This is a genomic window from Streptomyces sp. BBFR2 (assembly GCF_044497305.1).
In the GTDB taxonomy this organism is placed as follows: domain Bacteria; phylum Actinomycetota; class Actinomycetes; order Streptomycetales; family Streptomycetaceae; genus Streptomyces.
In genome coordinates this window covers 342,931-367,466 of sequence record NZ_CP172415.1, presented here as the reverse complement: position 1 = coordinate 367,466, position 24,536 = coordinate 342,931, and the positions used below count along the sequence as shown (strand labels likewise).

Genomic DNA, 24,536 nt, shown 5'->3' with positions numbered 1-24,536 from the left:
AGGGCCGTATCGGGAAGTCCCGGATGTGGCGGTCGCCGCGTCGGGCCGGGAGCCGGTGGCGCCGCGGCAGGATGCGGGACGAAGCCGGCGGTGAGGGCGGAGCGTCGTGGAGAAGGTCGTGCTCACGGCCGCCGGTCTGTACGTCATCGTCCTGCTGCGGGCCGGCGGGACCTTCGCCGTCGGGTGGCTGGCCGGTGCCGGGGTGCGGCGCAGCCGGCTGGCGGAACGGATGTCGTCGGCGCCGTTCGTGCGGACGGAACAGGCGATCCAGCGGTGGGGCGCGCCGGTGGTGGCCCTCTCCTTCCTGACCGTCGGCTTCCAGACGGCCGCCAACTTCCTCGCGGGCACCATGCGGATGCCGCTGCCCCGCTATCTGCCCGCGCTGTTCGTGGGCGGGGCGTGCTGGGCGCTGGTCTACGCGACGGTCGGGATCGGGGTGCTGGAGGTGCTGTCGCGGCTGTTCGCCGAGCGGCCGGCGCTCGGGGTGGCCGCGGTGGTGGCGCTGCTCGCCGTGGTGCTCGGTGTGGTGGTGTACCGGCGGCGGAGGCGGAACGCCGCGTCGGCCGCCGCACGGGACGCGGCGGCCGACGAAGACTGAAGGGGAGCCGGGGCCGGTCCCGGGACCCGGCCCCGGGGAACGAGCTTCCCTGAGCCGGGCCGGGCCCGGGGAACCGGCACCCCCCTCGAAGCCGGACCTCGTGGGCCCGGCCCCGTGGCCCGGCCCCGGCCCCTGAAAGCCGGGCCCGGGGGAACGCCCCTGCTCCCCGCCCCTACGGCACCAGGATCAGCCGGATCGGGTCGCCGATCTTCTGCTCCAGGCGGTGCACGGCCTCCGCGGCGTCGGCCAGGGGGAGGTGGTCGGTGATGGAGGGCGCCAGGTCGAGGCGGCCGGTGGCGGCCAGGCGGACGAGCTGTTCGACGTGCTCGGGCGAGGAACCGTAGTGGCCGCGGATCTGGTTGCGGTTCCAACTGAAGCGGGTGCCGTCGGTGACGGTGAGCGGGTGCGGGGTGAGCCCGGCGAGGACCAGGGCCCCGCCGCGGCGCAGTACGGTCGCGGCCTGCTCACGGACGGCCGGGACGCCGGCGAAGTCGTACGCGACGTCCAGTCCGCGGCCCCCGGTCGCCTCCCGGACGGCGGCGGCGAAACCGGCGTCGGCCGGGTCCAGCGCGAGGTCGGCGCCGAAGGCGAGGGCGCGTTCGCGGGCGCTGGGCAGCGGGTCGACGGCGAGCACCGGCGCGGCTCCGGCCAGCCGGGCGAGGCGGATGCCGTGGGCGCCCAGACCGCCCGCGCCCCAGATGCCCACGGCCTGCGCGGGGCGGACCGCGCCGGTGTCCACGATCGCGGCGTACGGGGTGGAGACGGCGTCGGGGATGATCGCCGCCTGGTCGAAGGGGAGGTGGTCGGGGATCGGGACGAGGGTGTCCTCGCGGGCGAGGGCGTAGGTGGCCCAGCCGCCGTCGTAGTCGACGCCGCGGGTCTGCGGGCTCAGACACGGGGTGCGGCGCATGGCGCAGCTCGCGCACCGGCCGCAGCTCTGGCCCGCCTGGAGCGCGACCCGGGTGCCGGGCGTCCAGTCGCCGAGGAGGCCGGGGCCCAGGGTGTGGATCACCCCGGCGACCTCGTGGCCGAGGGTGACGGTGTCGACGGGGACGAACGGCTTCAGGCTGCCGTCGATGAGGTGCACGTCGGACAGGCAGACGCCGGCGGCCTTGACCTCGATCAGTACCTCTCCCGGCCCGGGTTCGGGCACGGGAACCTCCTCGACGCGGAACGTCGTGCTGGGGACGTGCAGACGTCCGGCGAGCATCGTGTTCATGGGGAACCTCCGGGTTCGGTGGGCGGGTTTCCGGGTGGTGGCCGGTGGCCCGGCGGTGGTCAGGAGGCGGCGTAGACGTCTTCGACGTAGCGGCCGTCGGCGATCAGTGTGTCGAGCCAGGCGGTGGCGTCCGCGTCGGCCGCGCCGGGGGTGTGCGCGAGGTGGAGGGCGCGGAAGGCGTCGCGGACGCCGGGGGCCATCCGGGCGCCGTCGCCGCAGACGTAGACCCGGGCCCCGGCGCCGAGGAGCCGCCACACCTCGTCGGACTCGGCGGCTATCCGGTGCTGGACGAAGCGCCGGCCGTCGACGGGTGCCTCGCTGAAGGCCGGGCGCATGTCGACCACGCCGGCCAGTTCGGCGGCGCGCAGTTCCCGGGCGTGCAGATAGTCGGCGTCGGGGGCGTCGCAGCCGAAGTAGCAGAGCGCCGGGGCGAGCGCGGCGCCGTCCGCCGCGAGGGCGAGCCGGTCGGCGACGGCGCCGCGGAACGGCGCGAGGCCGGTACCGGCCGCGATCATGATCAGCGGGGTGTCCGCGTCGTGCCGGATCCGGAAGACCTCCCGGCACGGCTGGATCCGGGCGTACACGGTGTCGCCGGGGCGCACGGTGTGCAGATGGCCCGAGCCGGTGCCGCGGTAGGTGCCCCGGCCCGAGCGCGCGGGCGCTTCGAGCAGCGAGACCATCAGGTCGACGTGGTGCGGGTCGACGGCGGGGGAGGACGAGACGGAGTAGTGCCGCGGCCGGATCGGCTCCAGCAGTTCCAGCAGGACCGGCCAGCTCAGCTCCGCCGCCAGCGCCGGGTTGTCCTCGATGACGTCGAGCAGCCCGCGGTGGTCGGCGGCGCGCGCCTCGGCGTCCGCCGCCAGCGCCTCCAGCGCCTGCCGCTCGGGCGGGCAGGGGTTGAGCCCGGCGAGGAGCGTCAGTTGCGCGGCGGTCGGGCGGCCCTGCAACTCGACGTGGTGGGTGAGGAGGTGGCGCACGGTGACCGGCCGGTCGAGCGCGATGCCGTCGCGGCGCGGGCGGTGGGCGGCGATCTGCAGGACGGTGTCCGGGTCGGCCCGCAGGATCCCGAGGGCGCGTTCGACCAGCTCCGGGGCGTTGGCCGGGAGCACCGCCACATGGTCCGCGGTGCGGTACGACCGCCCCTCGGGCAGGGCGAGGCGGACGAAGCGCTTGGCGCGCGGGTGGCCGGGGTCGGTGAGGCTGCCGGTCTCGGTGACCGTCATCGCGGTCATCTCGTGCCGGGCGGCCAGCGCGTCCAGCGGTCCGCCGGTGACCTCGGTGACGGTGTAGGCGGGGCCCTCCGGAGCGGTGGCGGGGGCACCGGCGCTGGCGGGGTCGCCGTACCCGGTGAGCAGGGCGGTGCGCAGGGCGCCGGTGAACGCGGTGACCGTGCCGGAGAGATCCCCGGCGGCGTCGGCGGCGGCGCGCTCCAGGAGGCGGGTGCCGCCGAGAGCGGCCAGCCGGTCGTCGATCAGGGTGGGGACGCGCTGGTAGGTGGCGGACCAGTTGCGGTCGCCGACGCCGAGGACGGCGTACGTGACGCCGTCGGCGGCGCCCGGCCCGGCGGTCTCCAACCAGTGGACGAACTTCGCCGCGTCGTCCGTGGGCCGGCCGTTGTACGAGGCGGCGGTGATGATGACGGGCCGGTCGGTGGGGAGCGCGCCGGTGTGGTCGTCGAGCGGGGCGATCGCCGTGTCGCAGCCGGTCCCGGCGGCGGTGTCCGCGAGCCGGGTGGCGAAGTCGCGGCAGGTCCCGTAGTTGGTGCCGTGCAGCAGCAGGACACCGGTGCCCTGCCGTACCCGGGTGGACAGGGCGCCGGATTCGGCGGATGCCGCCTCCTCGTGCGCGGTATCGCCGGCGGGCAGGGCGGTGCGGTTGGCGGCGCGGTCGGCGGGGGTGCGCGGGGCGAGCGAGAGGGTGAAGCCGTCGGGCTTGATGGTGAGCGCCTGCTTGAGGTCCATCGTGTAGCCGGCGTGGTCGAGCAGCCGGTAGCGGTGGACCAGCATGGCGAGCAGCATGGTGGCCTCGTGCAGGGCGAACTGCCGCCCGATGCAGGCGCGTTCACCGGTGCCGAACGGTTTGAAGGCGTGCGGGGAGCGGGCCGCCTCCGCCTCGGGGGAGAACCGCGCGGGGTCGAACAGCTCGGGGTTGTCGCCCCAGACCGGGTCCAGGTGCAGCATCGGCGTCAGGACCGTCGCCCACTGTCCGGCCCGCAGCGGGACGCCGCCCAGTTCGGTGTCGGTGAGCGCCTCGCGGGAGAAGCCGGGGGCGGGCGGGTACATCCGCAGCGTCTCGTTGAGCACCTGCCGGGTGAAGTGCAGCCGGCCGATGTCCTCGAACGTCGGCTCCGGGTCGGGCGTGTCGCCCCACAGCTCGTCCACCTCACGCTGCATCAGACGCAGCGCGGACGGGTGCTTGAGCAGGTTGTACAGGGCGAAGGACAGGGTGCCCGAGGTGGTTTCGTGGCCGGCGATGAGGAAGGTGATGACCTGGTCGCGGATGTTGGCCAGGTCGAGGGTGGTGCCGTCCGCGGGGTGGGTGGCGCCGAGCATCAGCCCGAGCAGGTCCTCGTCGTCGGGCGCCGGCGCGCCGGGGGCGGTGCGTGCCGCGATGACCTCGTCCACCACGGAGGCGAGGTAGTCGGCGTCGGCGCGGAACGCCTCGTCGGTCCGGGTGTGGTCGAGGGCCGGGTCGCGGCTGAGCTTCGTCATCGCCCAGTGCAGGCAGCGCACCAGCGCCCCGACGAAGGGGTGCAGTTCGTCCCGGTCGAAGGAGCCGAAGTCGAAGCCGAATCCGGCCAGCCCGATGGTGTCCAGGGTCATCCGGGTCATGTCGTCGGGCACGTCGACGGGGGAGCCGTCCGCGCACCGCCGGTCCCAGGCTTCGATCAGCCGGCGGGCGACCCGCAGCATCACCGGGTGGTACGTCCGCATCGAGCCGAGCGCGAAGGCGGGCATCAGGATGTCGTGCGCCTTGGCCCAGTTGGGCTCGTCGTTGTAGGCGGTGAACAGGCCGTCGTGGGTGAACTCCCGGACGTTCGTCAGCGCCGGTCCGATCGCCTTGCCGAAGCGCCGCTCGTCGGACAGTTCGGTGACCAGTTCCAGACTGCTGACGAAGAGCGTGTCCTGGCCGTGCTGGCGCTGGATGAAGGCCGGACCGTGCCGCCGGGCCAGCGCCATGCTCCGCAGCAGCGGGGTGCGGGCCGGGGTGCGGGAGACGTCGACGACGGGGATGCCGCCGGGGCCGTCGGTGTGCGGGGGGAGCGCTGGCGCGGACATGGGACGAACCGCCTTCCGTGAAGCAGAGGAGCCCGGAACCGTCCGCGGGGAGCGGTTCCAGCGGTCCTCCCCAGCCTCGCCGCTGCCCGCCGCGCGCGCCGCCACCGCTCTGCATGATCGTGTAGTACCTGGCCGAGCGGGGGTCTTGCGGAAGCGCCCGGCATGTGCATCGGGGTGTGTCGGCGGGTGAACGGGACGGTGGAACGGCGTATCGGGATCCCGTCCGGGGCAAGGTGCGAGAAAGGTCACCTTTGGGTGGGTCATGACGGCTGAGGATCATTTCGCCGGAGCGTCAATGACAGGATAGAAGGGCAATCGCAGGGAATCCGCACCAATTCTGTGCGTTCCTGCCCGCTTTCCGCTTCCGTCCTCGCCGGACCGCATTACCGATAGGCCCGTCCTGCCATGCCGCTCGCCTTCCTCAGCCGCCTGCGTGACCGAATGCCGCACAGCCCTCCCTCGCCGCTGCCCGGCGGGGCGGGCGCGTTGGATCTGCGGGTGGACGATCCCGTCGGACTGCCGATGGCGGGGGTGGCCGTCTCGGTCCGCAACCTCGGGGGCCAGGAGGTGACGCAGGGGCGGACCGATCCCAACGGCCGGCTCACGGTGACGCTGCGCCCCGGCCCCTACCGGCTCATGGTGACGTCCGACGGTTTCCGGCCGGTGCGGTGCGACGCCGAGGTGGTGGCGGGCGAGCGGACCGCGCCGTCCCCGATCGCCCTGGAACTGGCCCCGGCGCTGCCGCTGCCCGAAGCCGGGCAGTGGCGGCTCGACCCCGACCACAGCGCCATCCGCTTCACCGCCCGGCACATCGGGCTGGCCGAGATCCACGGCCGGTTCAACCGCTTCGAGGGCGGGCTGTGGATCGGCGAACGGATGGAGGACTCGCGGGTCGAGGTGACCATCGAGGCGGCCAGTATCGACACCGGGGTGCGGATGCGTGACGAGCATCTGCGCTCGGCGGAGTTCCTGGACGTGGCGCGCTTCCCGTATCTGCAGTTCGCCGGGGAGCGGTTCGTGCACAAGGGCGGCAGCCGCTGGGCGGTGCAGGGCGTCCTGCATCTGCACGGCGTCAGCCGCACCGTGCAGCTCGACACCCGCTACCTCGGCATCGGTACCGGCATCGCGGGCGAGACCCGTACCGCCTGCCAGGCGGTCACCGAGCTGCACCGCGAGGACTTCACCCTGGACTGGCGCAAGATGCTGGCCAAGGGCATCGCCGCGATCGGCGCGACGATCCGCGTGGAGCTGGACATCCAGGCGATCCGGCCCGAGTAGCGGCGGGCCGCTCGTCGGGAGGGCGGAGGCGCACGGTTCCTCACCGTGCGCCTCCGCCCTTTTTCGCGTTCCGCGGGCCGTCCACCGGCGCTCGCCGCGGGTCCGCGGCGGCTGGAATCCGCCTTGTCACCGTATGATGTCATCGTCTGATGACGTCGTTGACGGGAGGGGCCGCGTGGAAGCCGCCGAGAGGATGCCCTCGTGGAAGGAGCGGGCGCTGGTGCCCGTGCTGCTGTCGGTCGGGATGCTGGTGGCGATCATCAGCAGCCTGGGTGCGCCGCTGATCCCGACCATCGCGCGCGTCGACCACGTCTCCCTGGAGGTGGCCCAGTGGTCCCTGACGGTGACGATGCTGGTCGGCGCGGTCGTCACCCCGCTCATGGGGCGGCTGGGGGACGGGCCGCACCGGCGCCGGGTGATCCTCGGCGGACTGGCGCTGACGCTCACCGGCAGTCTGCTGGCGGCGCTGCCGACGGGCTTCGCCGGACTGCTGACCGGGCGGGCGCTCCAGGGCGTCGGCATCGCGCTGACCCCGCTGACCATGGCCACCGCCCGTGACGCGCTGCCGCCCGAGCGGGCCCGGCACACGGTGGCGACGCTCTCCCTGACCGCCGCCGCCGGGGTCGGACTCGGCTATCCGCTCACCGGCGTCCTCGCCCGTTACCTGGGGCTGCACGCCGGATTCTGGTTCGCCGCGCTCGCCTCGGCGCTGGCGCTGGTGGCCCTCGCCGTGGTCCTCCCGGCCTCACCACGCAGACCCGCGCACCCGCTGGACGTCACCGGGGCGCTGCTGCTCGCCGCCGGAATGGCCGGACTGCTGCTGACCACCACCGCGGGCGGGCGCTGGGGCTGGACCTCGCCGAAGCTGATCGCGCTGGCCGGGACATCCGTGGTGCTGCTCGCCTGGTGGGCGGTGCACGAACTGCGCACCCCGCACCCGCTCGTCGACATCCGCCTGGTCCGGGACCGGCCGGTGCTCGCCGCCGACCTCACCGCGGTGCTCTCCGGCATCGGGATGTACGTGATGTTGTCGATGGTGCCGCAGTACGTGCAGACGCCGCCGTCGGCGGGGTACGGCTTCGGCGCCTCGGTGGTCATCGCCGGGCTGATCCTCACGCCGTTCTCGGTGGCCAGCATGGTGTCCGGGCGGCTGGTCCGGCTGGCCTCCCGCTCCGTCTCCCCGGGCCGGATGCTGCCGTTGGGCTGTCTGGTCTGCCTGGCCGGTACGGCGCTGTTCACCTGGGTACGGGGCGGACTGTGGGAGGCGTTCGTCGCCATGGGGCTCATCGGGCTGGGCGCCGGGGTGACCGTGTCCGTGATGCCGGCGCTCATCGTGGGCGCGGTCCCGGCGCACGAGACCAGCAGCGCGCTGAGCTTCAACCAGGTGGTGAAGTACATCGGTTACTCCTCCGGCAGCGCGTTCACCGCGGCGGTGCTCGCCGCCCACCCCGGGACCGGTTCCCTGCCCGCCGAGAGCGGCTACCGGACGGCCGGACTCGCCGGGTGCGCGGTCTGGGTGCTCACCGCCCTCGTCGGATATCTGCTGGTACGCGGCCGGTCGGGGCGGACGGCACCCGGCTCCCCGGCGACGGCGGCGGCCCCTTCGGCACATAAGGTGACGGCGACGGAGGGTGAGCCCGCGGGGCGGGAGGATGTGGAGGCACGGCGGTGACCGGCACTCAGGAGGCGCGTCGCAGGGATTCCGCGCGCAGCCGCGAGGCGCTGCTGCGCGCGGCGGGCGAACTCTTCTCGGAGCGCGGCTTCGACCGCACCACGACCCGGGACATCGGCCGCCGCGCGGGCGTCGATCCGGCGCTCATCGCCCGGTACTTCGGCGGCAAGACGCAGCTCTACCTCGCCACGGTGGAGGCCGAGCGGAGCGAAGCGCAGGTCAGCGACCTCCTCGCGCCGGACCGGCTGCGGCAGATCCTCGAACGCGCCGACCTGCGGGGTCTCGTCCCCATCCTCCAGGTGGGTGTCCAGCCGCTGAGCGATCCCGCGGCGGACGAGGCGGCCCGCGCCGCGCTGCACGCCCGGCTCGTGGAGCCGCTGCACCGCCGGTTCACCCAGGAGGGGCGGGCACGGCCCCGGTTGCGCGCCGAGATCGTGGTCGCCGCGGTCATCGGCATCATGCTGGGCCGCCGCTCCGGCGCGTTCGAGGAGCTGGGCGCGGCGGCGCTGGACGATCTGTCACCGCTGCTCCAGGAGACGCTGGGCGGCGGGGAGTAGCGGGAGGAGCGCCGCGGCCCCGGCACCCGCCCTTCAGGGGCGGGCACCGGGGCCGCGGCGCATGGGGGAGTGGAGCGGGTTCAGCGGGTGACGCGGATCCGGTTGAGCCGGTCCTCGCCCTGCGGGCCGGTGCCCGACTTGTCGACGATGTAGGCGGTGCCGCGGGCGATCTCGATGTGGTTGGGGTTGGCGCCGGTGGTGACGGTCTTGACGACGGTGCCCTGGCGGGGGTCGAGGAAGGAGACGGTGGCCGCGGTGCGGTCGGCGACCGCGACGGCGCCGGTGCGCGGGTCGCTCGCGACGGCGAGGGTGCCCTCGCCGGTCGCCACGGTCTTGACGACGGAGCCCTTGCGCAGGTCGACGACGGAGACCGTGCCGGCCTTCTGGTCGGCGGTGTAGGCGGTGCGGCCGTCGCGCGAGAGGGCGAGCGAGATGGGGCCCTGGCCGGTGGGGATCAGCCGGGGCTTCGCGGCGCCGGGGGCCGCCTCGATGATCTGGTTGCCGTTCAGATCGGCGGCGTAGGCGGTGCCGGTGCGCTCGTCGACGGCGAGCCCGGTGGGACCGGCGCCCTCGACGGTGACGCGCTTCTTCTCCTTGTACGTACGGGTGTCGAACGCGACGAGCGAGCCGTCGCCGAAGCCGGTGGCCCACGCGGTGCGGTGGCGCTCGTCGACGACGACCTCGCGGGCGTGGGCGACGCCGGGCAGCGTGGCGAGGTGTTTGCCGGTGCGCTGGCTGTAGACGGCGACGGAGTTGTCGCGGGTGTTGGTGGTCCAGACGGTGTTGTGCCGGTCGTCGACGTCGATGCCGTAGACCGCCTCGACGGTGCCGGTGGCCCGGTCGGTGACCGGCGGGGTGTAGGAGGCGCGGATGGTCATCGTCCGCGGGTCGACCTTCACCAGTGCGGATCGGGTGACCGGCGGGCGGCCCACCGCGGAGGTGGCCCACAGGACGTGGTTCCGCTCGGAGTACGCGGACTGGTAGAGGCCCTTGACCAGCGGCGCCGACGTGGCGGGCGCGGCTTCGGCGGCCGCCGGGCGGGCGGCGGGCGTCGCCGGGGCGGCGTGGGCGGCGCCGGTGAGGGTGAGCGTGCCGCCCGCGGCGAGGGCCACGGCGGTGGCGGCGAGCCGTCGGATGCGGAGGGTCAGTGCGGACATGCGGCGTCAGTCTCCTTGGCGGGGATGCCTTTTGGGGTGTTCGCGGAGAAGCGAGCTGGCAATAAGTTAGCTTAGGCTTACCTAAGTTCGATCCGGAAACCGTGTGGCTCCCGTCACAGGTGAGGTGGAGGTGGCCTCTCTTGGGCGCGCTTGAGCTGCAAAGGTAAGGTGACCCTAAGTTTCCGGGGGTGTCGTCAGGCGCCCCGGAAGGCCGTCCGGGTGCGCGGTCCGCGCGACCGCCCGCCCCCGTCACCGGAGTCCCGCCGCATGCTCGCGTCCGCGCCGCCCGAGGGCGCCGCCCCTCACCCGCCCCGCACGGCCCGCCCGCACCCCCTCCCGCGGATCGCGACCGGCCCCGTCCTGCCCGCGCCCGACCGCACCGCAAAGTTCTGGGACGAGGTCGCCCGCACCGGCACCCCGCTCGTCGCACCCGATCCGGAGGGCGACCCGGACCACGCCGCCGTCACCTTCCTGTGGCGCGGCACCCCCGCCACCCGCGCCGTCCAGGTACTGCCCAACAAACTCACCGACCCCCGCGACCCCGGCGCGAACCTGATGGAGCATCTGCCCGGCACCGACGTATGGCACTGGACGCTCCGGTTGCGCCGCGACTGGTACGGCACCTACGACTTCCGCGTCGACGAGGGTGACGGGCCCGCACCGGACGATGACGGATACCCGGCCCGGCTCCGCACCCGAGGCCACCCCGATCCGTTCAACTCCCATACGCTGCCCGGCCGTTGGGGCGGCCCCGGGGTCTCCTGCGCGCGGCTGCCCGGCGCGCCGCGCGACACGGAGTGGGAGGTGCGGCCTGGCGTCGCCCGGGGCACCGTCACCACGCACGACGTACCGAGCGCCCGCCTCGGCGGCGCCCGCCGGGTCCGGCTCTACCGGCCCCCGCACACCGCGCCGGACGCGGAACTTCCCGTGCTGGTACTGCTCGACGGTGAGCACTGGCAGCCCCGCCTCGGCCTCGCGCACCTCCTGGACAACCTCATCGCCGACGGCCGCATCCCGCCGGTCGCCGCCCTCCTCCCCGAATCCGTCGACGCGGCCACCCGCTGGCGGGAGCTGACCTGCCGCCCGGAGTTCGTCGCCTTCCTGACGGAGGAGCTGCTGCCGTGGGCCGCCGGGCACCTGCCGCTCACCGCCGATCCGGCCCGTACGGTGATCGCCGGGCAGAGCCTGGGCGGGCTGACCGCTGCGTACGCGGCGCTCACCGCACCGCACCGGTTCGGCAACGTCCTCGCCCAGTCCGGCTCGTTCTGGTGGCCGGTCGGCCCGGACGCGGAGTGGCTCACCGCCCGCCTCGCCGCCGCCCCCCGGCTCCCGGTGCGCTTCCGGCTCTCCTCCGGCGAACAGGAGTGGGTGGCCCTGCCCGCCGCCCGCCGCCTGCGCGACGCGCTCACCACCGCCGGGTACGACGACGCCACCTACCGGGAGTTCAACGGCGGTCACGACTACCTGTGCTGGCGGAGCGAACTCGGTGGGGGGATCGTGGAGTTGCTGGGTGAGGGGTGAGAAACCCCTCTCCCGGGCCGTTCTCATGGGCGTGAGATAAGTTGCCCGCCATGACTGCACTCGGGCCCGTCGCCTGGCCGCCCGCCCCGATCGGAACCGAGCGCCTCGTGCTCCGCGAGCCCGAGGCCCGGGACCGTACGGCCTTCATCGAGCTGCTGGCCTCACCGCAGGTGCACACCTATCTCGGCGGCCCCCGGCCGCGTGCTGAGCTGGAGCACGAAGTGCCCGTAGGGCGACCCGGTCTCTTCGTGGTTGAGCACGATGGGGCGATGATCGGCCAGGTCACGCTCACCAAGGCGACGGGCCATCTGCCTCAGGCCGCCGGGAGGGCCGAACTCGGCTACCTGTTCCTGCCGCAGGCATGGGGGTACGGATACGCCGCCGAGGCGTGCGCGGCGGTGCTCGGCTGGTTCGCGGGCGCGTTCCCCGGCGAACCGGTCGTCCTCGCCACCCGGACCGCCAACGCCCGCTCGATGCGCCTCGCGGCGAAGCTGGGATTCACCGAGGTGGAGCGGTTCCACGCGTACGGCGCCGAGCAGTGGTTCGGTATGTGGTCCCCGGCCCCGGGGGACGAGCACAGGACGCACCTCCCCCTCGGATAACGCCCGCCCCCGCCCCCGGGCCCCGTACCGCGCACGCCGCCGCCCAGCCGAGGGGGGCGGGTACGTCGGTGAGCGTCCAGCCCGCGACGGGGGCCGGGCGCGGTCCGCATCCCAGGTAGCGGGCGTGGAGCGCGGTGCCGGACAGGCCCTCGCCCGTCGCCTTCAGGTACGCCTCCTTGCGGGTCCAGCACCGTGCGAAGGCGGCCGGGCGGCCGTCGGCGGGGAGCCGTGCCAGTTCCGCGCGTTCGGCCGGGTGGAGCGCTTCGGCCGCGTCGGCGGCGGTCCGGGCGGCGGGGACGCGTTCGATGTCCACCCCGACGGGCGCGGACGCCAGCGCCAGCAGCGCCAGGCCGTCGCCGTGGGAGAGGGAGAAGTGCACCGCCGCACCGGCCGGGCCCGCCACCGCCGGACGCCCGTGCGGTCCGCCGCACCCCGGGCACGCCAGCCGGACCAGCTCCACCGCATGAGGCGCCGTGCCCAGCACCGCGCCCAGCGCCCGGCGCAGCTCCGCGTGGACGGCGATGTACAGCGCACGGTCGGCGGGGCGGCGCAGCGCCGCGGCCCGGTGCCGCTCCCGGGCGTCCAGGAGCGGTGTGCCGTCGTCGCCGTCCGCCGTGACGAGGCGCAGCCACGGGCCCCGCGCGAGATCCGCGGCGGCGGGGGCGGGCCCGCCGCGCACGGGATCCGGCGCCGGGCCGGGCCGACCGCGGACGGGACCGGGCGCCGGGCCGGGCCCGCCGTCCACCGGGTCGGGCGCCGGGCCGGGCCCGCCGTGTACGAGATCCCGCGCCGGGCCGGGCCCGCCGCGTGCGAGATCCCGCGCGGGGCCGGCGGCTGTCATCCGGCGGCGCCCGTCAGATACGGCGCGAGGGCGGCGGCGACGGCGCCCAACTGCTCGTCCCGCATCAACTGCGGGTGGGTGCAGTCCAGATCGTGGTTGACGATCCGGCCCGAGACGTGCGGGCGCCATGCCTCGCGGGTCAGCCAGTCCTCCGCGCGCGGCGCCGCCGCGGTGAAGAACAGCACGTCGCCGTCGAAGCGGCGGTGCCGGTGGGCGCGCATCAGCCGGGCGTGGTGCGGCACGATGTCGACGATCCGCGACAGGGTGCGGTCGCCCAGCCCGGCCAGCGGGCTGCCCGCCTCGCGGAGCGTGGCCAGCACGTCCTCGCGGTTCCGTTCGCCGGTCCGGTCGAAGCCGGCCATCCGCAGGACGGCGGTGAGCGCGTCGCCCTCCTCCGGCGCGGGCCGCTCGCGCCACTGCTCGGCCGGGAACGCGTCGAGCAGCGCCAGCAGTTCGACCTCCTCGCCCGCCTCCTGGAGCAGCACCGCCACGGTGTGCGCCAGGATCCCGCCGACCGACCAGCCCAGCAGCCGGTACGGGCCGTGCGGCCGGACCGCCCGCAGCCGGGTGACGTAGCCGGCGGCCTGCGTCTCCAGGTCCGGCGGGAGCGGCCCGTCGTCCAGCAGCCCGGGGGCCTGGACGCCGTACAGCGGCTGGCCGGGGCCGAGCCGCGCGGACAGGCCCGCGTAGCACCAGGACAGGCCGCCCGCCGGGTGGAAGGCGAAGAGCGGCGGCCGGTCGCCCTCGGTGCGCAGCGGCAGGACGGTGCCGAGCGCGTCCCCGGCGGCGGGCGCCGCCGTCGCGAGCCGCGCGGCGAGGGCCGCCGGGGTCGGTGCCTCGAAGAGCGAGCCGATGGTCAGCTCCGTGCCGCACTCCTCGCGGATCCGCGTGACCAGCCGTACCGCGAGCAGCGAGGTGCCGCCGAGGTCGAAGAAGGCGTCGTCGGGGCCGGTGTCCGGGACGCCCAGGACCTCGGCGAACAGCCGGGTCACCGTGGCCTCCCGGGCGTTCGCCGGGCGGCGGGCCGCCGTGCCGCCGCCGAAGACCGGCGCGGGCAGCGCCGTCCGGTCCAGCTTGCCGTTCGGGGTCAGCGGGAACGCGTCGAGCGCGACGACCGCCGCCGGGACCATGTGCTCGGGCAGCGCCGCGGCCAGCTCCGCGCGGACGGCCGCCGGGTCCGCGGCGCCCGTCACGTAGCCGATGAGCCGCTGCTCGCCCGCCGCGTCCTGGTGGACCAGCGCACAGGCGCCGTCCACCCCCGGGCGGGCCGTCAGCGCCGCCTCGATCTCGCCCAGTTCGATGCGCTGGCCGCGCAGCTTGACCTGGTGGTCGGTGCGGCCCAGGTACTCCACCTCGCCCGCCGCGCTCCAGCGCGCCAGATCGCCGGTGCGGTACATCCGCTCGCCGGGCGCCCCGAACGGATCGGGGACGAAGCGCTCCGCGGTCAGCTCCGGACGGTGCAGATAGCCGTCGGCCAACTGCCGTCCGGCGAGGAAGAGTTCGCCGGGCACGCCGGGCGGGCAGGGCTGCCGGGCCGCGTCCAGGACGTACAGCCGGGTGTTCCACACCGGCCGCCCGATCGGCACCGGCCCGTCCCCGTCCGCCGCGCACGCGTGGTACGAGACGTCGACCGCCGCCTCCGTCGGCCCGTAGAGGTTGTGGAGCGCGGCGCCCGGCAGGGTGCGGGCGAAGAGCGTCGCCGTCTCGCGGGGCAGCGCCTCGCCGCTGGCGAAGACCTGCCGCAGCGACGCGCAGCCGGCCGCCCGCGGCGCCGCCAGGAAGACCTGGAGCATCGACGGGACGAAATGGCAGGTGGTGACGGACCGTTCGGTGATCAGCCGGGCCAGCCGGACCGGGTCCTTGTGCACGCCGGGCTCCGCGACGACCAGCGCCGCGCCCTGGCGCAGCGGCCAGAAGAACTCCCAGACGGACACGTCGAAGGAGGACGGGGTCTTCTGCAGGACGCGGTCGGCGGCGCCGAGCGGACAGGCGTGCTGCATCCACCGCAGCCGGTTGTCGATCGCCCCGTGCGACACCACCACGCCCTTGGGGCGGCCGGTGGAGCCGGAGGTGTAGATGACGTACGCCGGGTGCGCCGGGGTGAGCGCCCGCGCCGGGTTGACCGGCGGATACCCGGAGACGTCGAGGGTGTCGAGGGTGACCGGCGGCGTTCCGGCGCCGGACGGCAGCCGCCCGGCGCGGTCGGTGACGGCGCACACCGGCGCCGCGTCCTGGAGCATGTACGCCAGCCGCTCCTGCGGGTAGTCCGGGTCGAGCGGCAGATACGCGGCGCCCGCCTTGAGGACCGCGAGCAGCGCCACCACCAGCTCCGCCGAGCGCGGCACGGAGACCGCGACCAGCTTCCCGGGGCCCGCGCCGAGGCTCTGGAGGTGGTGGGCGAGCCGGTTGGCGCGGGCGTCGAGCTGTCCGTACGTGAGGGCCGTGCCGCCGAAGAGCAGCGCGGTGGCGTCCGGGGTGCGGGCCGCCTGCGCCTCGATCGGCCCGATCAGGGTGGTCGGCGGCACCGGGTGGTCCGTGCGGTTGAACTCGTCGGTCACCAGCGCGTGTTCGGCGGGCGTGGCGATGGTGTGGGCGGCGAGCGGCCGGTGCGGATCGGTGGCGGTGAGCCGTTCCAGAAGTTTCAGGAAGCGTTCCTGATGGACGGCGAGCGCGTCGGCGTCGTACAGCGCCGGGTTGCCGTCGTGGTCGATGCGCAGGCCACGGCCGTCGGCGCGGTCGTAGATGTTGACCGTCAGATCGTCGACGGGACCGGCACAGAGGTTCCGGGCCCGCGCCGGGGCACCCGCGAACTCGGCGCCGTAGTCGAACGGCATGACGTTGACCAGCGGCCCGACCAGGCCCCGCGCCTCACCGAGCAGCCCCAGGTCGCGGCGGATGTCCTCGTAGCGGTAGCGCTGGTGGCGGCGGGCCTCGCGGACGGCGAGGACCACCTGCCGCACCAACTGCGCGAACGTCGCCCCGGGGGTGACGGTCAGCCGCAGCGGCAGCACGTTCATCACCATGCCCGGCACCCGCAGCGCCACCGAGCCCAGGCGGCCCATCATCGGCAGACCGAGGATCACGTCGGTGCGGTCGCAGGCGCGGGCGGTGTACAGCGCCTGTGCGGCGACGAGCACGTCCGGCCAGGTCGCGCGGAGCCCGGCGGCCAGCTCCCGCAGCCGCTCGGTCGCCCCGGGGGAGAGGTGCGCGGTGGTGCGCAGGAAGGTGCGGGAGGGCAGCGCGCCGCGCCCGGCGAGCCGGGGCGCCTCCGGGCGGTCGGCGAACGCGGTCAGCCAGTGGTCGCGGTCGGCGGCGTACGCCTCGGACGCGCGGTACTCCGCGTCCTGCGCGACGAGATCGGCGAGCGACCCGAAGGCGCGCGGGCCCGGCTCCGCGCCCCGGGCCAGCGCGGAGTACACCTCGGCGGTGCGGCGCACCAGCAGCGAGTAGCCGTAGCCGTCCATGACGAGATGGTGGATGCGCTGGTACCACAGCCACCGCTCCTCGCCGGTGCGGAAGAGGGCGTGCCGGAACGGCGGTCCGGCCGCCAGATCGCACGGCTCGGCCAGATCGGCGCGCATCCATGCCCCGGCCGCCGCGTCGGCGTCGGGCACCTGGCGCAGATCGTGGACGGACAGCGGCGGTTCGACCCGCGGCAGCAGGCGCTGGCGCGGCCCGTCCGGGGTGTCGGTGACGCGGACGCGCAGGGCGTCGGTCTCGGCGGTGACGTGGCGCAGCGCGGCTGCGAACACCTCCGGGTCGAGCGGTCCGGCGATCTCCAGGCACTCCGCGGTGTTCTGCGCCGGGCTGAGCGGGTCGAGGGCCTGCGCGTACCACATGCCCGACTGGGCGGCGGTCAGCGGCAGCCCGGTCCCTTCGGCGGCGTCCGGCGGCACGGCGGCGGTCGGCGGGGTGGTCATCCGACCCCCAGCAGCGGTGCCCACGCCTCGATGGCGGGCGCTTCGGCGAGGTCGGCGAAGCCCGCGTCCACACCGTGGTCGCGGCGCCAGCGCTCCAGCAGCGCCATGATGCGGACGGAGTCGAGGCCGAAGTCGAGAAGGTTCTCGTCGACGGGGATGTCCGCCACGTCCTCGCCGAGCGCGTCGGCGACGTCGGCGCGGAGTGTTTCCAGGGTCAGGGCCATGCTCAGATCTCCTCGAGAAGGGCGTCGGTGCGGGTCACGACCGCGCAGCGGCCGGCGGCCCAGCGCAGGGCCGCGTCGTGGTCGGCGCGGGAGAAGTCCGCGACGGCGTCGGCGACGACGAACGCCCGGATGTCGCGCATCCACGCGTCGCACGCCGTCATCACCACGCCGATGTGCGCGTACACCCCGACGATCACCAACTGATCGCGCCCGGAGTCGCGCAGCAGCCGCTCCAGGTCGGTGCGGACGAAGGCGCTGTACTTCCACTTGGTCAGAACGGTGTCGCCGGGCTCGGGCGCGACCTCGTCCGGGACGGCGAGCTTCGCCGGGTCGTCGGCGACGCCCGGCCCCCAGAAGTCCAGTTGGAGCCCGCGCTCCTCGGGCGTCTGCCCGCCGCGCTGGGTGGAGTAGACGACGGGCACGCCGCGCTCGCGGAAGGCGGGCAGCAGCCGCGCGGTGTTGGCGAGCATCCCGGTCAGCGGCTGCTGCCCGGCCGGGTACGCGCCGAGGAAGTGCTGCTGGAGGTCGTGGACGAGGACCACGGCGCGCGCCGGGTCGACGCGCCAGGCGACGCGGTTTTCGGGCAGCTCGTCCGGGGTCGGGAGCGGATAGGGGGAGAGGGCGGGAAGTGCCATGGCGGGCGGGCCTTTCAGTGCTGCTCGGTGGGGGCCGCGGCGGAGCGCAGACCGTTCTTGCTGACCTTGCCGACGCCGGTCTGCGGGAAGGCGTCCACGAACTCCACGAGGTCGGGAACCTTGTGGTCGGCGACGCCCGCCTGCCGGACGTGCCGCTTGATCGCGACCGGCTTCAGCGGCCCGGCGCCCGCGCGGGGGATCACGTACGCCAGCGTCCGCTCGCCGAGATAGGCGTCGGGGACGGCGACCACGGACACGTCGTGGACGTCCGGGTGGCCCAGGACGATGTTCTCGATCTCCTCCGGCGCGATCTTCTCGCCGCCCCGGTTGATCTGGTCCTTCGCCCGGCCCTCGACGACGAGATGCCCGGTCGGGGTACGGCGCACGATGTCGCCGGTGCGGTAGAAACCGTCCGCGGTGAAGGCCCGCGCGTTGTGCTGCGGGGCGCGCCAGTAGCCGCGGATGGTGTACGGGCCGCGGGTCAGCAGATGGCCGAACCCGCCGTCGGGGACGGGCGCGTCGGCGTCGTCCACCACCCGGATCTCGTCGTCCGGGGAGATCGGCCGGCCCTGGGTGGTGACGACGGTCTCCGGGTCGTCGTCCAGCCGGGTGTAGTTGACCAGCCCCTCGGCCATCCCGAAGACCTGCATCAGCCGGCAGCCGAGCGCCGGCGTCAGGCGCCGGGCGGCGGCCACCGAGAACTTCGCGCCGCCGACCAGCACCAGCTCCAGGCTGGACAGATCGTGCGCCGATTCCGGGCCCGCCTCCGTCCACACCAGCGCCAGCGGCGGTACCAGCCCCGTCATGGTGATCCGCTCCCGCGCGATGAGCGGGAACGCGGTCGCCGGATCGGGCCGCGGGCAGAGCACCACCGTGCCGCCCGCGTACAGCACGCCCAGCCAACCGGGCGACGACATCGGGAAGTTGTGCGCGGCGGGCAGCGTGACGAGGAAGCGGGTGTCCGCGTCGACGCCGCAGATCTCGTTGGAGCCCCGCAGCGAGTAGGCGTAGTCGTCGTGGGTGCGCGGGATGAGCTTGGGGACGCCGGTGGTGCCGCCGGAGAGCTGGAGGAAGGCCAGCTCGTGCGGCTCGGGCCCGTCGAGCGGACCGGACGGGTCGCACGGCACGTCGGCGAGCGCGGTGTGCTCGCCCGGCTCCCCGGCGACGAAGACGTGCCGCAGCGCCGGCGCCTGCGCCTTGACCCGCGAGGCGAGCGCCCGGTGGTCGTAGCCCGCGTGCCGGTCGGGGACGACGTACGCGACCGCTTCCGTGAAAGTGCAGAAGTAGGCGATCTCGGTGTCCCGGTGCGCCGGGAGCGCGTACACCGGCAGTGCGCCGATGCGGAACAGCGCGAAGACGACCTCCAGGAACTCCCCGGTGTTCGGGAGCTGGACGACGACCCGGTCGCCCTTGGTGATGCCGCGGGCGGCGAAGCCGGCGGCCATCCGGTCGGCGGCCTGGTCCAGTTCGCGGTAGGTCCAGATGCGGCGCTCGGGCGCCGGGTCGATCAGCGCGGTGCGGTCCGGGTGGGCGGCGGCGCGCTCACGCAGCACGGCGCCGAAGGTCTCCCCGCGCCAGTGGCCGGCCGCGCGGTAGCGGGCCGCGAACTCCTCCGGCCAGGTCGGCGCGTCGAGTCCGGGGGTGGTGGCGAGCGGGGCGGTCACAGGGCGGCTCCCACGGCGCTGAGGAAGGTGGCGAACTTCGCGCCGGTCTCGGCGGTCTCCGCCTCCGGGCAGGAGCCGGCGACCACGCCCGCGCCCGCGAAGAGCCGCAGGCCGCGGCCCTCGGCCTCCGCGCAGCGGATCGTCACCACCCACTCGCCGTCACCGTCCGCGTCCTGCCAGCCGACCATGCCGGTGTACGGACCCCGGTCGAACGGTTCGAAGGCGGCGATCACCTCGCGCGCCACCGGTGTCGGGGTGCCGCACACCGCGGGCGTCGGGTGGAGCGCGGACGCCAGCTCCAGAGCGCACACCTCCGGATCGGCGAGGTCGCCGGTGACGGTCGTCGACAGGTGCCACATCGCCGCCGTCCGCACCAGGGTCGGCCGCTCGGGCACCTCCAGGCGGGTGCAGAACGGCGCCAGCGCGGCGCGGACCGCGTCCACCACGACGGCGTGTTCGTGCAGGTCCTTGGGGGATTCCAGCAAGGCGGCGGCGCGCTGCACATCCTCGGCGAGGTCGGTGCTGCGCGGTGCGGACCCGGCCAGCGGGTTGGCGGTCAGCCGGCCGCCGGTGCGGGCGAGGAGGAGTTCGGGGCTGGCGCCGACGAGGGTGCGGCCGGGGCCGCTGGGGACGGCGAAGGTGTAGCCCGACGGGTCGCGCCGCGCCAGCCGCCGCACCATCGCGGGCAGCTCCAGGGGCTGTCGGGACGTCAACTCCAGGGTCCGGGCCAGGACGACCTTGTCGAACTCCCCGGCCCGCATCCGCGCCACCGCCGCGGCGACGGCCGCGCCGTACGCCCCGGGCTCCGGCACCTCCCGTATCTCCCAGCCGCCGGCCTCCTCCGCGTCGGGTGCGGGCAGTGCGATCAGCGGGTCCTCGCGCAGCGGCGGCGCCCACGCCACGGACGCGGGCACGGCCAGCGCGGGCGGCCCGTCCGGCGCGAACGGCAGCGCGCCCACGACGACCGGCGCCGCGTCGCCCGCGGCCCGCCGCTCCCGCAACGTCTCGCGGACCCGCAGATACACCGGTCCGGAGCCGTCGGGGACGTGGGCGAGGGTGCCGCGCCCCAGCAGGGTGTGGCGGGGCGTGCCGAGGAAGCGGTCCGTACCGGCGCGGTAGGCGTCGAGCAGGGCGGTGGCCTCGCCCGGGGTGACCACGGGCGAGGTGAGGGGCGCGCTCAGGGAAGCGGGCATGGCGGACTCCAGGAGGGGAGGGGGAGGAGAAGGGGGCGCGGGCCGGGACGGCGGTGGCCCCGGCCCGGCGGTCAGGCGCGGAGCGTGGCGCCGCCGTCCACGTACAGGTCGTGCAGGGTGATGTGGCGGGCGCGGTCGGACACCAGGAAGGCGACGGCCTCGGCGATGTCGGACGGGTCGGCGATCCGGCCCAGCGGGATACCGGTGCGGTGCGCGGCGAGATCGCCCTCGATGACGTGGCGGGCGGCGGTCTCGGCGTCCTGACCGGACGCGGACCACATGGCGCGCTGCATATCGGTGAGGGTCGAGCCGGGGGAGACGGTGTTGCAGCGCACGCCGTGCGCGGCGACCTCCAGGCCCAGGCACTTGGTGAACATCACCGCGGCCGCCTTCGACGCGGCGTACGCGGCCATCCCGGCGCGCGGGATGCCCGCCGCGTTGGAGGCGACGGTGACGACGCTGCCGCGGCCACGGACGGTCATCCGGCGGGCGGCGGCCCGCGAGACGTGCAGGACGCCGTCGGTGTTGACGGCGAACGTCGCCGCCCACTCCGCGTCGGTCAGCGAGGTGACGGGCGCGGTGCGCAGCACGCCCGCGACGTTGACGGCGATGTCGAGCGGCCCCACGGTCTCCTCGACCTCGCCGACCAGCGCGTCGACGGCGGCGGAGTCGGTGACGTCCAGCGCGCGGCGGATGATCCGCTCCGCGTACGGCCGGGCCTCCTCGGGGAGTTCGCCGGGCGTCAGGTCGGTGGCGACGACGCGGGCGCCGCGGGCCGCGAGGGCGGTGGTGACGGCGGCGCCGATGCCCCGGCCGGCGCCCGTCACGAGGGCGAGGCGGCCGTCGAGTTCGGGTGCGGGGGCTTCGGGTGCGGGGCTCACTTCACCATCGCCTTGCGGATGTCGTCGAGGACGGAGACGGCGGCCTGCGGTCCGCCCAGGCTGGTCCACTTGGAGCCGTCGATGACGGTGGCGTGGTGGTCGCGGACCGCGTTCAGTTGGCGGTAGGCGGGCTTGCCGGTCAGCTTCGTCAGCAGCGACGCCTGGGAGCTGCCCGGGTCCAGGGTGCCGATGAACAGCCAGTCGGCGTCGATCTCCTTGAGGTTCTCCTCGCTGAGCGGGGTGGAGTGGCCCTTGCCCGGCTGCGCCTGGATGCCCGGCCGCTTGAAGCCGAGGTCGTTCAGGACGTCGCCGATGAAGACGCCCTGCTGCATGACGGCGGTGCCCTTGGCGGAGTAGCGGGCCACCGAGACGGAGGCGCCGGCGCGGTCGCCGAGGTCCTTCTTGAGGGCGGCCGCCTTGCCGTCGTAGTCGTCGAGGAACTTCTCCGCCTGGTTGGTCCGGCCCAGGGTCTTGCCGGTCAGCTCCAGTGCCTTGCGCCAGTTCTTGTCGGCGCCGATGGTCACGACGGTCGGGGCGATGGTGCGCAGTTGCCCCAGGACCTGCTTGTCGGCGAGTTGCCCGGCGAGGATGACGTCCGGCTTCGCCTGGACGACCTTCTCGATGTCGGGCCCGGTCACGGCGCCGACGACGGGTATCCCCTTCGCCTTGGCGGCGAGGTAGGCGGGGGCGCCCTGCTGGCCGCGGCCCGCGGTCAGGCCGACGGGCCGGGCGCCGAGGGTGAGGGCCGCGTCCAGGTCCATCTCGCTGAGCGCCACCACGCGCTTCGGCGCGGCGGGTACGGAGACGGCGGTGCCGGTCGCGTCGGTCACCTCGACGCTGCGGCCCTTACCGGCGCCGGACTTGGCGTCCGAGGAGCCGCAGGCGGTCAGGGTGAGCGCACAGGCGGCGAGCGCGGCGACGGCGGCGGTGGTGCGGCCGGGGCCGGAGAGGGGTCTGCGGGTGGGGGTGGGCGCCATGGCCTGGGGTCTCCGTAAGGGTGCGTCAGTGGCGGAAAAGCGCTGGGTCCGAGCGGTACGCGGCGTACGGGTACGGCACGTTCGTCCGCTTTCGGGCATGCGGCGGACCGCCCCGCAAAGAACCCGGAGCGGCTTATTTAGGTTAGGCTAACCTTATGTTGATCGTGCAAGAGGGGCCGCCGGACGGCACCGGGAACCGCCCGGGGCGGACCCTGGAGCCGGACCGCCGCCCCGTTCGCCGCACCGCACTCGCCCTCACCGCGGCCCTGCTGGTCCTGGCCGTCCTCTCCCTGGTCATCGGCACCGGCAACAGCTCCGCCGCCGGCGCCTGGCACTTCCTCACCGGCGACCCGTCCGCCCGCGCCGACGCCCAACTCCGGCTGGCGGTGCTGGACGTACGGCTGCCGCGGACCCTCGCCGCCGTCTTCGTCGGCGGCTGCCTCGGCGTCTCCGGCTGTCTGCTCCAGGCGGTCACCCGCAACCCACTGGCCGAAACCGGACTGCTGGGCGTCAACTCCGGCGCCGCCTTCGCCGTCGTCCTCGGCCTCACCTTCTTCGGCGCCGCCTCACCCACCGCCCTGATGGGCTGGGCCCTCGCCGGCGGACTGGCCGCCAGCGCCGTGGTGCTGCTGCTCGCCGCGTCCGGCCGCACCGCCGGCTCCCCGCTCCGCCTCGTCCTCACCGGCACCGCCATCGGCGCCACCTTCCACGGCCTGACCTCGTACGTCCTGCTCGGTACCCAGGCGACGTTCGACACCTACCGCTACTGGACGATCGGCTCGCTCGCCGGGGTGGAGAGCGCCGACCTGCTGCCGCTGCTCGCCCCGGCGGGCGTCGGGCTGCTCGTCGCGTTCGGTTGCGCCCGCCCGCTGTCGGCGCTCGGCCTCGGCGACGACAGCGCCCGCTCGCTCGGTCACCACCCGGGCCGCATCCGCCTCGCGGTGGCCGCCGCCGTCTCCCTCCTCGTCGGCTGCGCGGTCGCCGTCGCCGGACCGATCGCCTTCCTCGGGCTGCTCGCGCCGTACGCCGCGCGCGCCGTCGCCGGGCCCCGCCTGGCCGCCCAACTCGCCCTCTCCGCACTGGTCGCCGCCGTCGTCATGCTCCTCGCCGACATCCTCGCCCGCGTGCTCATCCGCCCCTGGGAGACGCCGGTCAGCGTGCTGCTCGCCTTCGTCGGCGGCCCGCTGCTCATCTGGATCGCCCGCTCCTCCCGCCTGAGCACCGACGGAGCGTCCGCATGAGCGCCCCGCACACCGGAGCCCCGCGCCCCGGGATCGAGCTGCCGGACACCACCGTGCTGCGCACCGGCACCCTCTCCTGGCTCTTCCCGCGCCGCGGCGCGCTGGCGGCGGCGCTCCTCGTCCCGCTGCTCGCCGTGCTCATCGCCCTGTCGGTGACGGCGAGTTCGACGGGGATGAGCCTGCCGCGGACGCTCGGCGGGCTGCTCGGCACCGGCGACGCCGGGACGGTCATGGTCGTCCGGGACTTCCGGCTGCCGCGCGTCCTGGTGGGCCTCATGGTGGGCGCCGCGCTCGGCGTCTCCGGCTGCCTCACCCAGACCCTCGCCGGCAACCGCCTCGCCACCCCCGACCTGATCGGCGTCAACGAGGGCGCCACCGCCGCGGTCGTCGCCGCCGCGGCCGGATCGACCACCGGTATGGTCGGCGACTGGTGGCTCGGCCCCCTCGGCGCCGTCGCCGCCGCCGGTGTCGTCGTCCTCTGCGCGGGCGGCGCGGGCACCGCCGGCTACCGCGTCCTCGTCGTCGGCATCGGCGTCTCCACCACCATCGGCGCCGTCAGCGACCTGCTGATGTCCCGCGAGAACGACAACACCGCGGGCGGCGTTTTCCTCTGGGCCGTCGGCAGCCTCAGCGGCCGCGACTGGAGCGCCGGCACCCCGCTGCTGATCGCCCTCCTCGTCCTCGTCCCGCTCGCCCTCGCCTCCGGGCACCGGCTGCAACTGCTGCGCTTCGACGACGACATGGCCGCCGCCCTCGGCGTCGAACTGCGCCGGGTGCGGGCCGCCGCCCTCGCACTGGCCGTGGCGCTGGCCGGGATCGCGGTCGGCGTCGGCGGACCCCTCGCCTTCGTCGGTCTCGCCGCGCCCGTCCTCGCCCAGCGGATGGCCGGGCCCACCCGCGTCCCGGTGGTCTGCTCGGCGCTGACCGGTGCCGCCCTCGTCGTCGCCGCCGACGCGCTCGGTCGCGTCGCCGCCCCCGTCGAACTGCCCGTCGGCGTCGTCACCAGCGTCCTCGGCGGCCCCTTCCTGCTCTGGGTCCTCTTCCGCGCGGACCGCCCCGCCCGAAAGGACTGATCCGC

General features: G+C 75.0%; 19 protein-coding genes. 8 read left to right on the top strand and 11 right to left on the bottom strand.

Annotated features, from left to right (window positions below; genetic code table 11):
- Positions 1-106 precede the first annotated feature (106 nt).
- Entirely contained in the window at positions 107-598 is a 492-nt protein-coding gene (locus ACGH2B_RS01300) for a DedA family protein (protein WP_399082661.1), read from the top strand.
- A gap of 172 nt (positions 599-770) precedes the next feature.
- Here the strand turns inward: ACGH2B_RS01300 and ACGH2B_RS01295 are convergent, their stop codons facing one another.
- On the bottom strand, positions 771-1,817 hold the full coding sequence (locus ACGH2B_RS01295; RefSeq protein ID WP_399082658.1) for a zinc-binding dehydrogenase: 1,047 nt from the start codon (positions 1,815-1,817) through the stop codon (positions 771-773).
- Between the two features lie 59 nt (positions 1,818-1,876).
- A complete protein-coding gene (locus ACGH2B_RS01290; protein ID WP_399082655.1) occupies positions 1,877-5,095 on the bottom strand; it encodes a bifunctional cytochrome P450/NADPH--P450 reductase in 3,219 nt (1,072 codons plus the stop codon).
- 405 nt (positions 5,096-5,500) lie between these two features.
- Between ACGH2B_RS01290 and ACGH2B_RS01285 the strand changes: the two genes are divergently transcribed.
- From ACGH2B_RS01285 to ACGH2B_RS01275, 3 genes are all read left to right on the top strand, one after another.
- The gene (locus ACGH2B_RS01285) at positions 5,501-6,373 is read left to right on the top strand and encodes a YceI family protein (RefSeq protein ID WP_399082652.1); all 873 of its coding nucleotides are present in this window, start codon (positions 5,501-5,503) and stop codon (positions 6,371-6,373) included.
- A gap of 175 nt (positions 6,374-6,548) precedes the next feature.
- Positions 6,549-8,045: an MFS transporter gene (locus tag ACGH2B_RS01280; protein WP_399082649.1), complete on the top strand. Its 1,497-nt coding sequence runs from the start codon at positions 6,549-6,551 to the stop codon at positions 8,043-8,045.
- A complete protein-coding gene (locus tag ACGH2B_RS01275) occupies positions 8,042-8,602 on the top strand; it encodes a TetR family transcriptional regulator (RefSeq protein ID WP_399082646.1) in 561 nt (186 codons plus the stop codon). Before ACGH2B_RS01280 ends, ACGH2B_RS01275 begins: the two co-directional genes overlap by 4 nt.
- A gap of 80 nt (positions 8,603-8,682) precedes the next feature.
- Here the strand turns inward: ACGH2B_RS01275 and ACGH2B_RS01270 are convergent, their stop codons facing one another.
- Positions 8,683-9,759 (bottom strand): YncE family protein, encoded by a 1,077-nt coding sequence (locus tag ACGH2B_RS01270; protein ID WP_399082643.1) that lies wholly within the window; start codon positions 9,757-9,759, stop codon positions 8,683-8,685.
- A gap of 267 nt (positions 9,760-10,026) precedes the next feature.
- Between ACGH2B_RS01270 and fes the strand changes: the two genes are divergently transcribed.
- Together fes and ACGH2B_RS01260 are read left to right on the top strand one after the other, a co-directional pair.
- Positions 10,027-11,280, top strand: a complete 1,254-nt coding sequence (gene fes, locus ACGH2B_RS01265) for an enterochelin esterase (RefSeq protein WP_399082640.1) — start codon at positions 10,027-10,029, stop codon at positions 11,278-11,280.
- Positions 11,281-11,330: 50 nt separating this feature from the next.
- Positions 11,331-11,882 carry a GNAT family N-acetyltransferase gene (locus ACGH2B_RS01260; protein ID WP_399082637.1) on the top strand — a complete coding sequence of 184 codons (552 nt, stop codon included), beginning with the start codon at positions 11,331-11,333 and terminating at the stop codon, positions 11,880-11,882.
- On the opposite strand, the gene ACGH2B_RS01255 is transcribed toward ACGH2B_RS01260, so the two are convergent.
- The 8 genes from ACGH2B_RS01255 to ACGH2B_RS01220 all read right to left on the bottom strand — a co-directional run bounded on the left by ACGH2B_RS01255 (position 11,779) and on the right by ACGH2B_RS01220 (position 22,217).
- Positions 11,779-12,561: a 4'-phosphopantetheinyl transferase family protein gene (locus ACGH2B_RS01255; RefSeq protein ID WP_399082635.1), complete on the bottom strand. Its 783-nt coding sequence runs from the start codon at positions 12,559-12,561 to the stop codon at positions 11,779-11,781. The genes ACGH2B_RS01260 and ACGH2B_RS01255 overlap by 104 nt on opposite strands.
- 158 nt (positions 12,562-12,719) lie before the next feature.
- Positions 12,720-16,643 carry an amino acid adenylation domain-containing protein gene (locus tag ACGH2B_RS01250; protein WP_399082632.1) on the bottom strand — a complete coding sequence of 1,308 codons (3,924 nt, stop codon included), beginning with the start codon at positions 16,641-16,643 and terminating at the stop codon, positions 12,720-12,722.
- Complete coding sequence (locus ACGH2B_RS01245; RefSeq protein WP_399082629.1) at positions 16,640-16,867, bottom strand: phosphopantetheine-binding protein; 228 nt, start codon at positions 16,865-16,867, stop codon at positions 16,640-16,642. Before ACGH2B_RS01245 ends, ACGH2B_RS01250 begins: the two co-directional genes overlap by 4 nt.
- Positions 16,868-16,869: 2 nt before the next feature.
- On the bottom strand, positions 16,870-17,502 hold the full coding sequence (locus ACGH2B_RS01240) for an isochorismatase family protein (RefSeq protein ID WP_399082626.1): 633 nt from the start codon (positions 17,500-17,502) through the stop codon (positions 16,870-16,872).
- Between the two features lie 14 nt (positions 17,503-17,516).
- Positions 17,517-19,166, bottom strand: coding sequence for a (2,3-dihydroxybenzoyl)adenylate synthase (locus tag ACGH2B_RS01235; protein ID WP_399082623.1), 1,650 nt, complete (start codon positions 19,164-19,166; stop codon positions 17,517-17,519).
- Positions 19,163-20,359: an isochorismate synthase gene (locus ACGH2B_RS01230; RefSeq protein ID WP_399082620.1), complete on the bottom strand. Its 1,197-nt coding sequence runs from the start codon at positions 20,357-20,359 to the stop codon at positions 19,163-19,165. The genes ACGH2B_RS01235 and ACGH2B_RS01230 overlap by 4 nt, the downstream gene beginning before the upstream one ends.
- 71 nt (positions 20,360-20,430) lie before the next feature.
- A complete protein-coding gene (locus tag ACGH2B_RS01225) occupies positions 20,431-21,240 on the bottom strand; it encodes a 2,3-dihydro-2,3-dihydroxybenzoate dehydrogenase (RefSeq protein WP_399082617.1) in 810 nt (269 codons plus the stop codon).
- Positions 21,237-22,217: an ABC transporter substrate-binding protein gene (locus ACGH2B_RS01220; protein WP_399082614.1), complete on the bottom strand. Its 981-nt coding sequence runs from the start codon at positions 22,215-22,217 to the stop codon at positions 21,237-21,239. Before ACGH2B_RS01220 ends, ACGH2B_RS01225 begins: the two co-directional genes overlap by 4 nt.
- Before the next feature lie 155 nt (positions 22,218-22,372).
- Here ACGH2B_RS01220 and ACGH2B_RS01215 point away from each other — a divergent pair, with 155 nt between their 5' ends.
- Positions 22,373-23,458, top strand: coding sequence for a FecCD family ABC transporter permease (locus ACGH2B_RS01215; protein ID WP_399082611.1), 1,086 nt, complete (start codon positions 22,373-22,375; stop codon positions 23,456-23,458).
- Entirely contained in the window at positions 23,455-24,531 is a 1,077-nt protein-coding gene (locus tag ACGH2B_RS01210) for a FecCD family ABC transporter permease (protein WP_399082608.1), read from the top strand. Before ACGH2B_RS01215 ends, ACGH2B_RS01210 begins: the two co-directional genes overlap by 4 nt.
- The last annotated feature ends 5 nt before the right edge of the window (positions 24,532-24,536 follow it).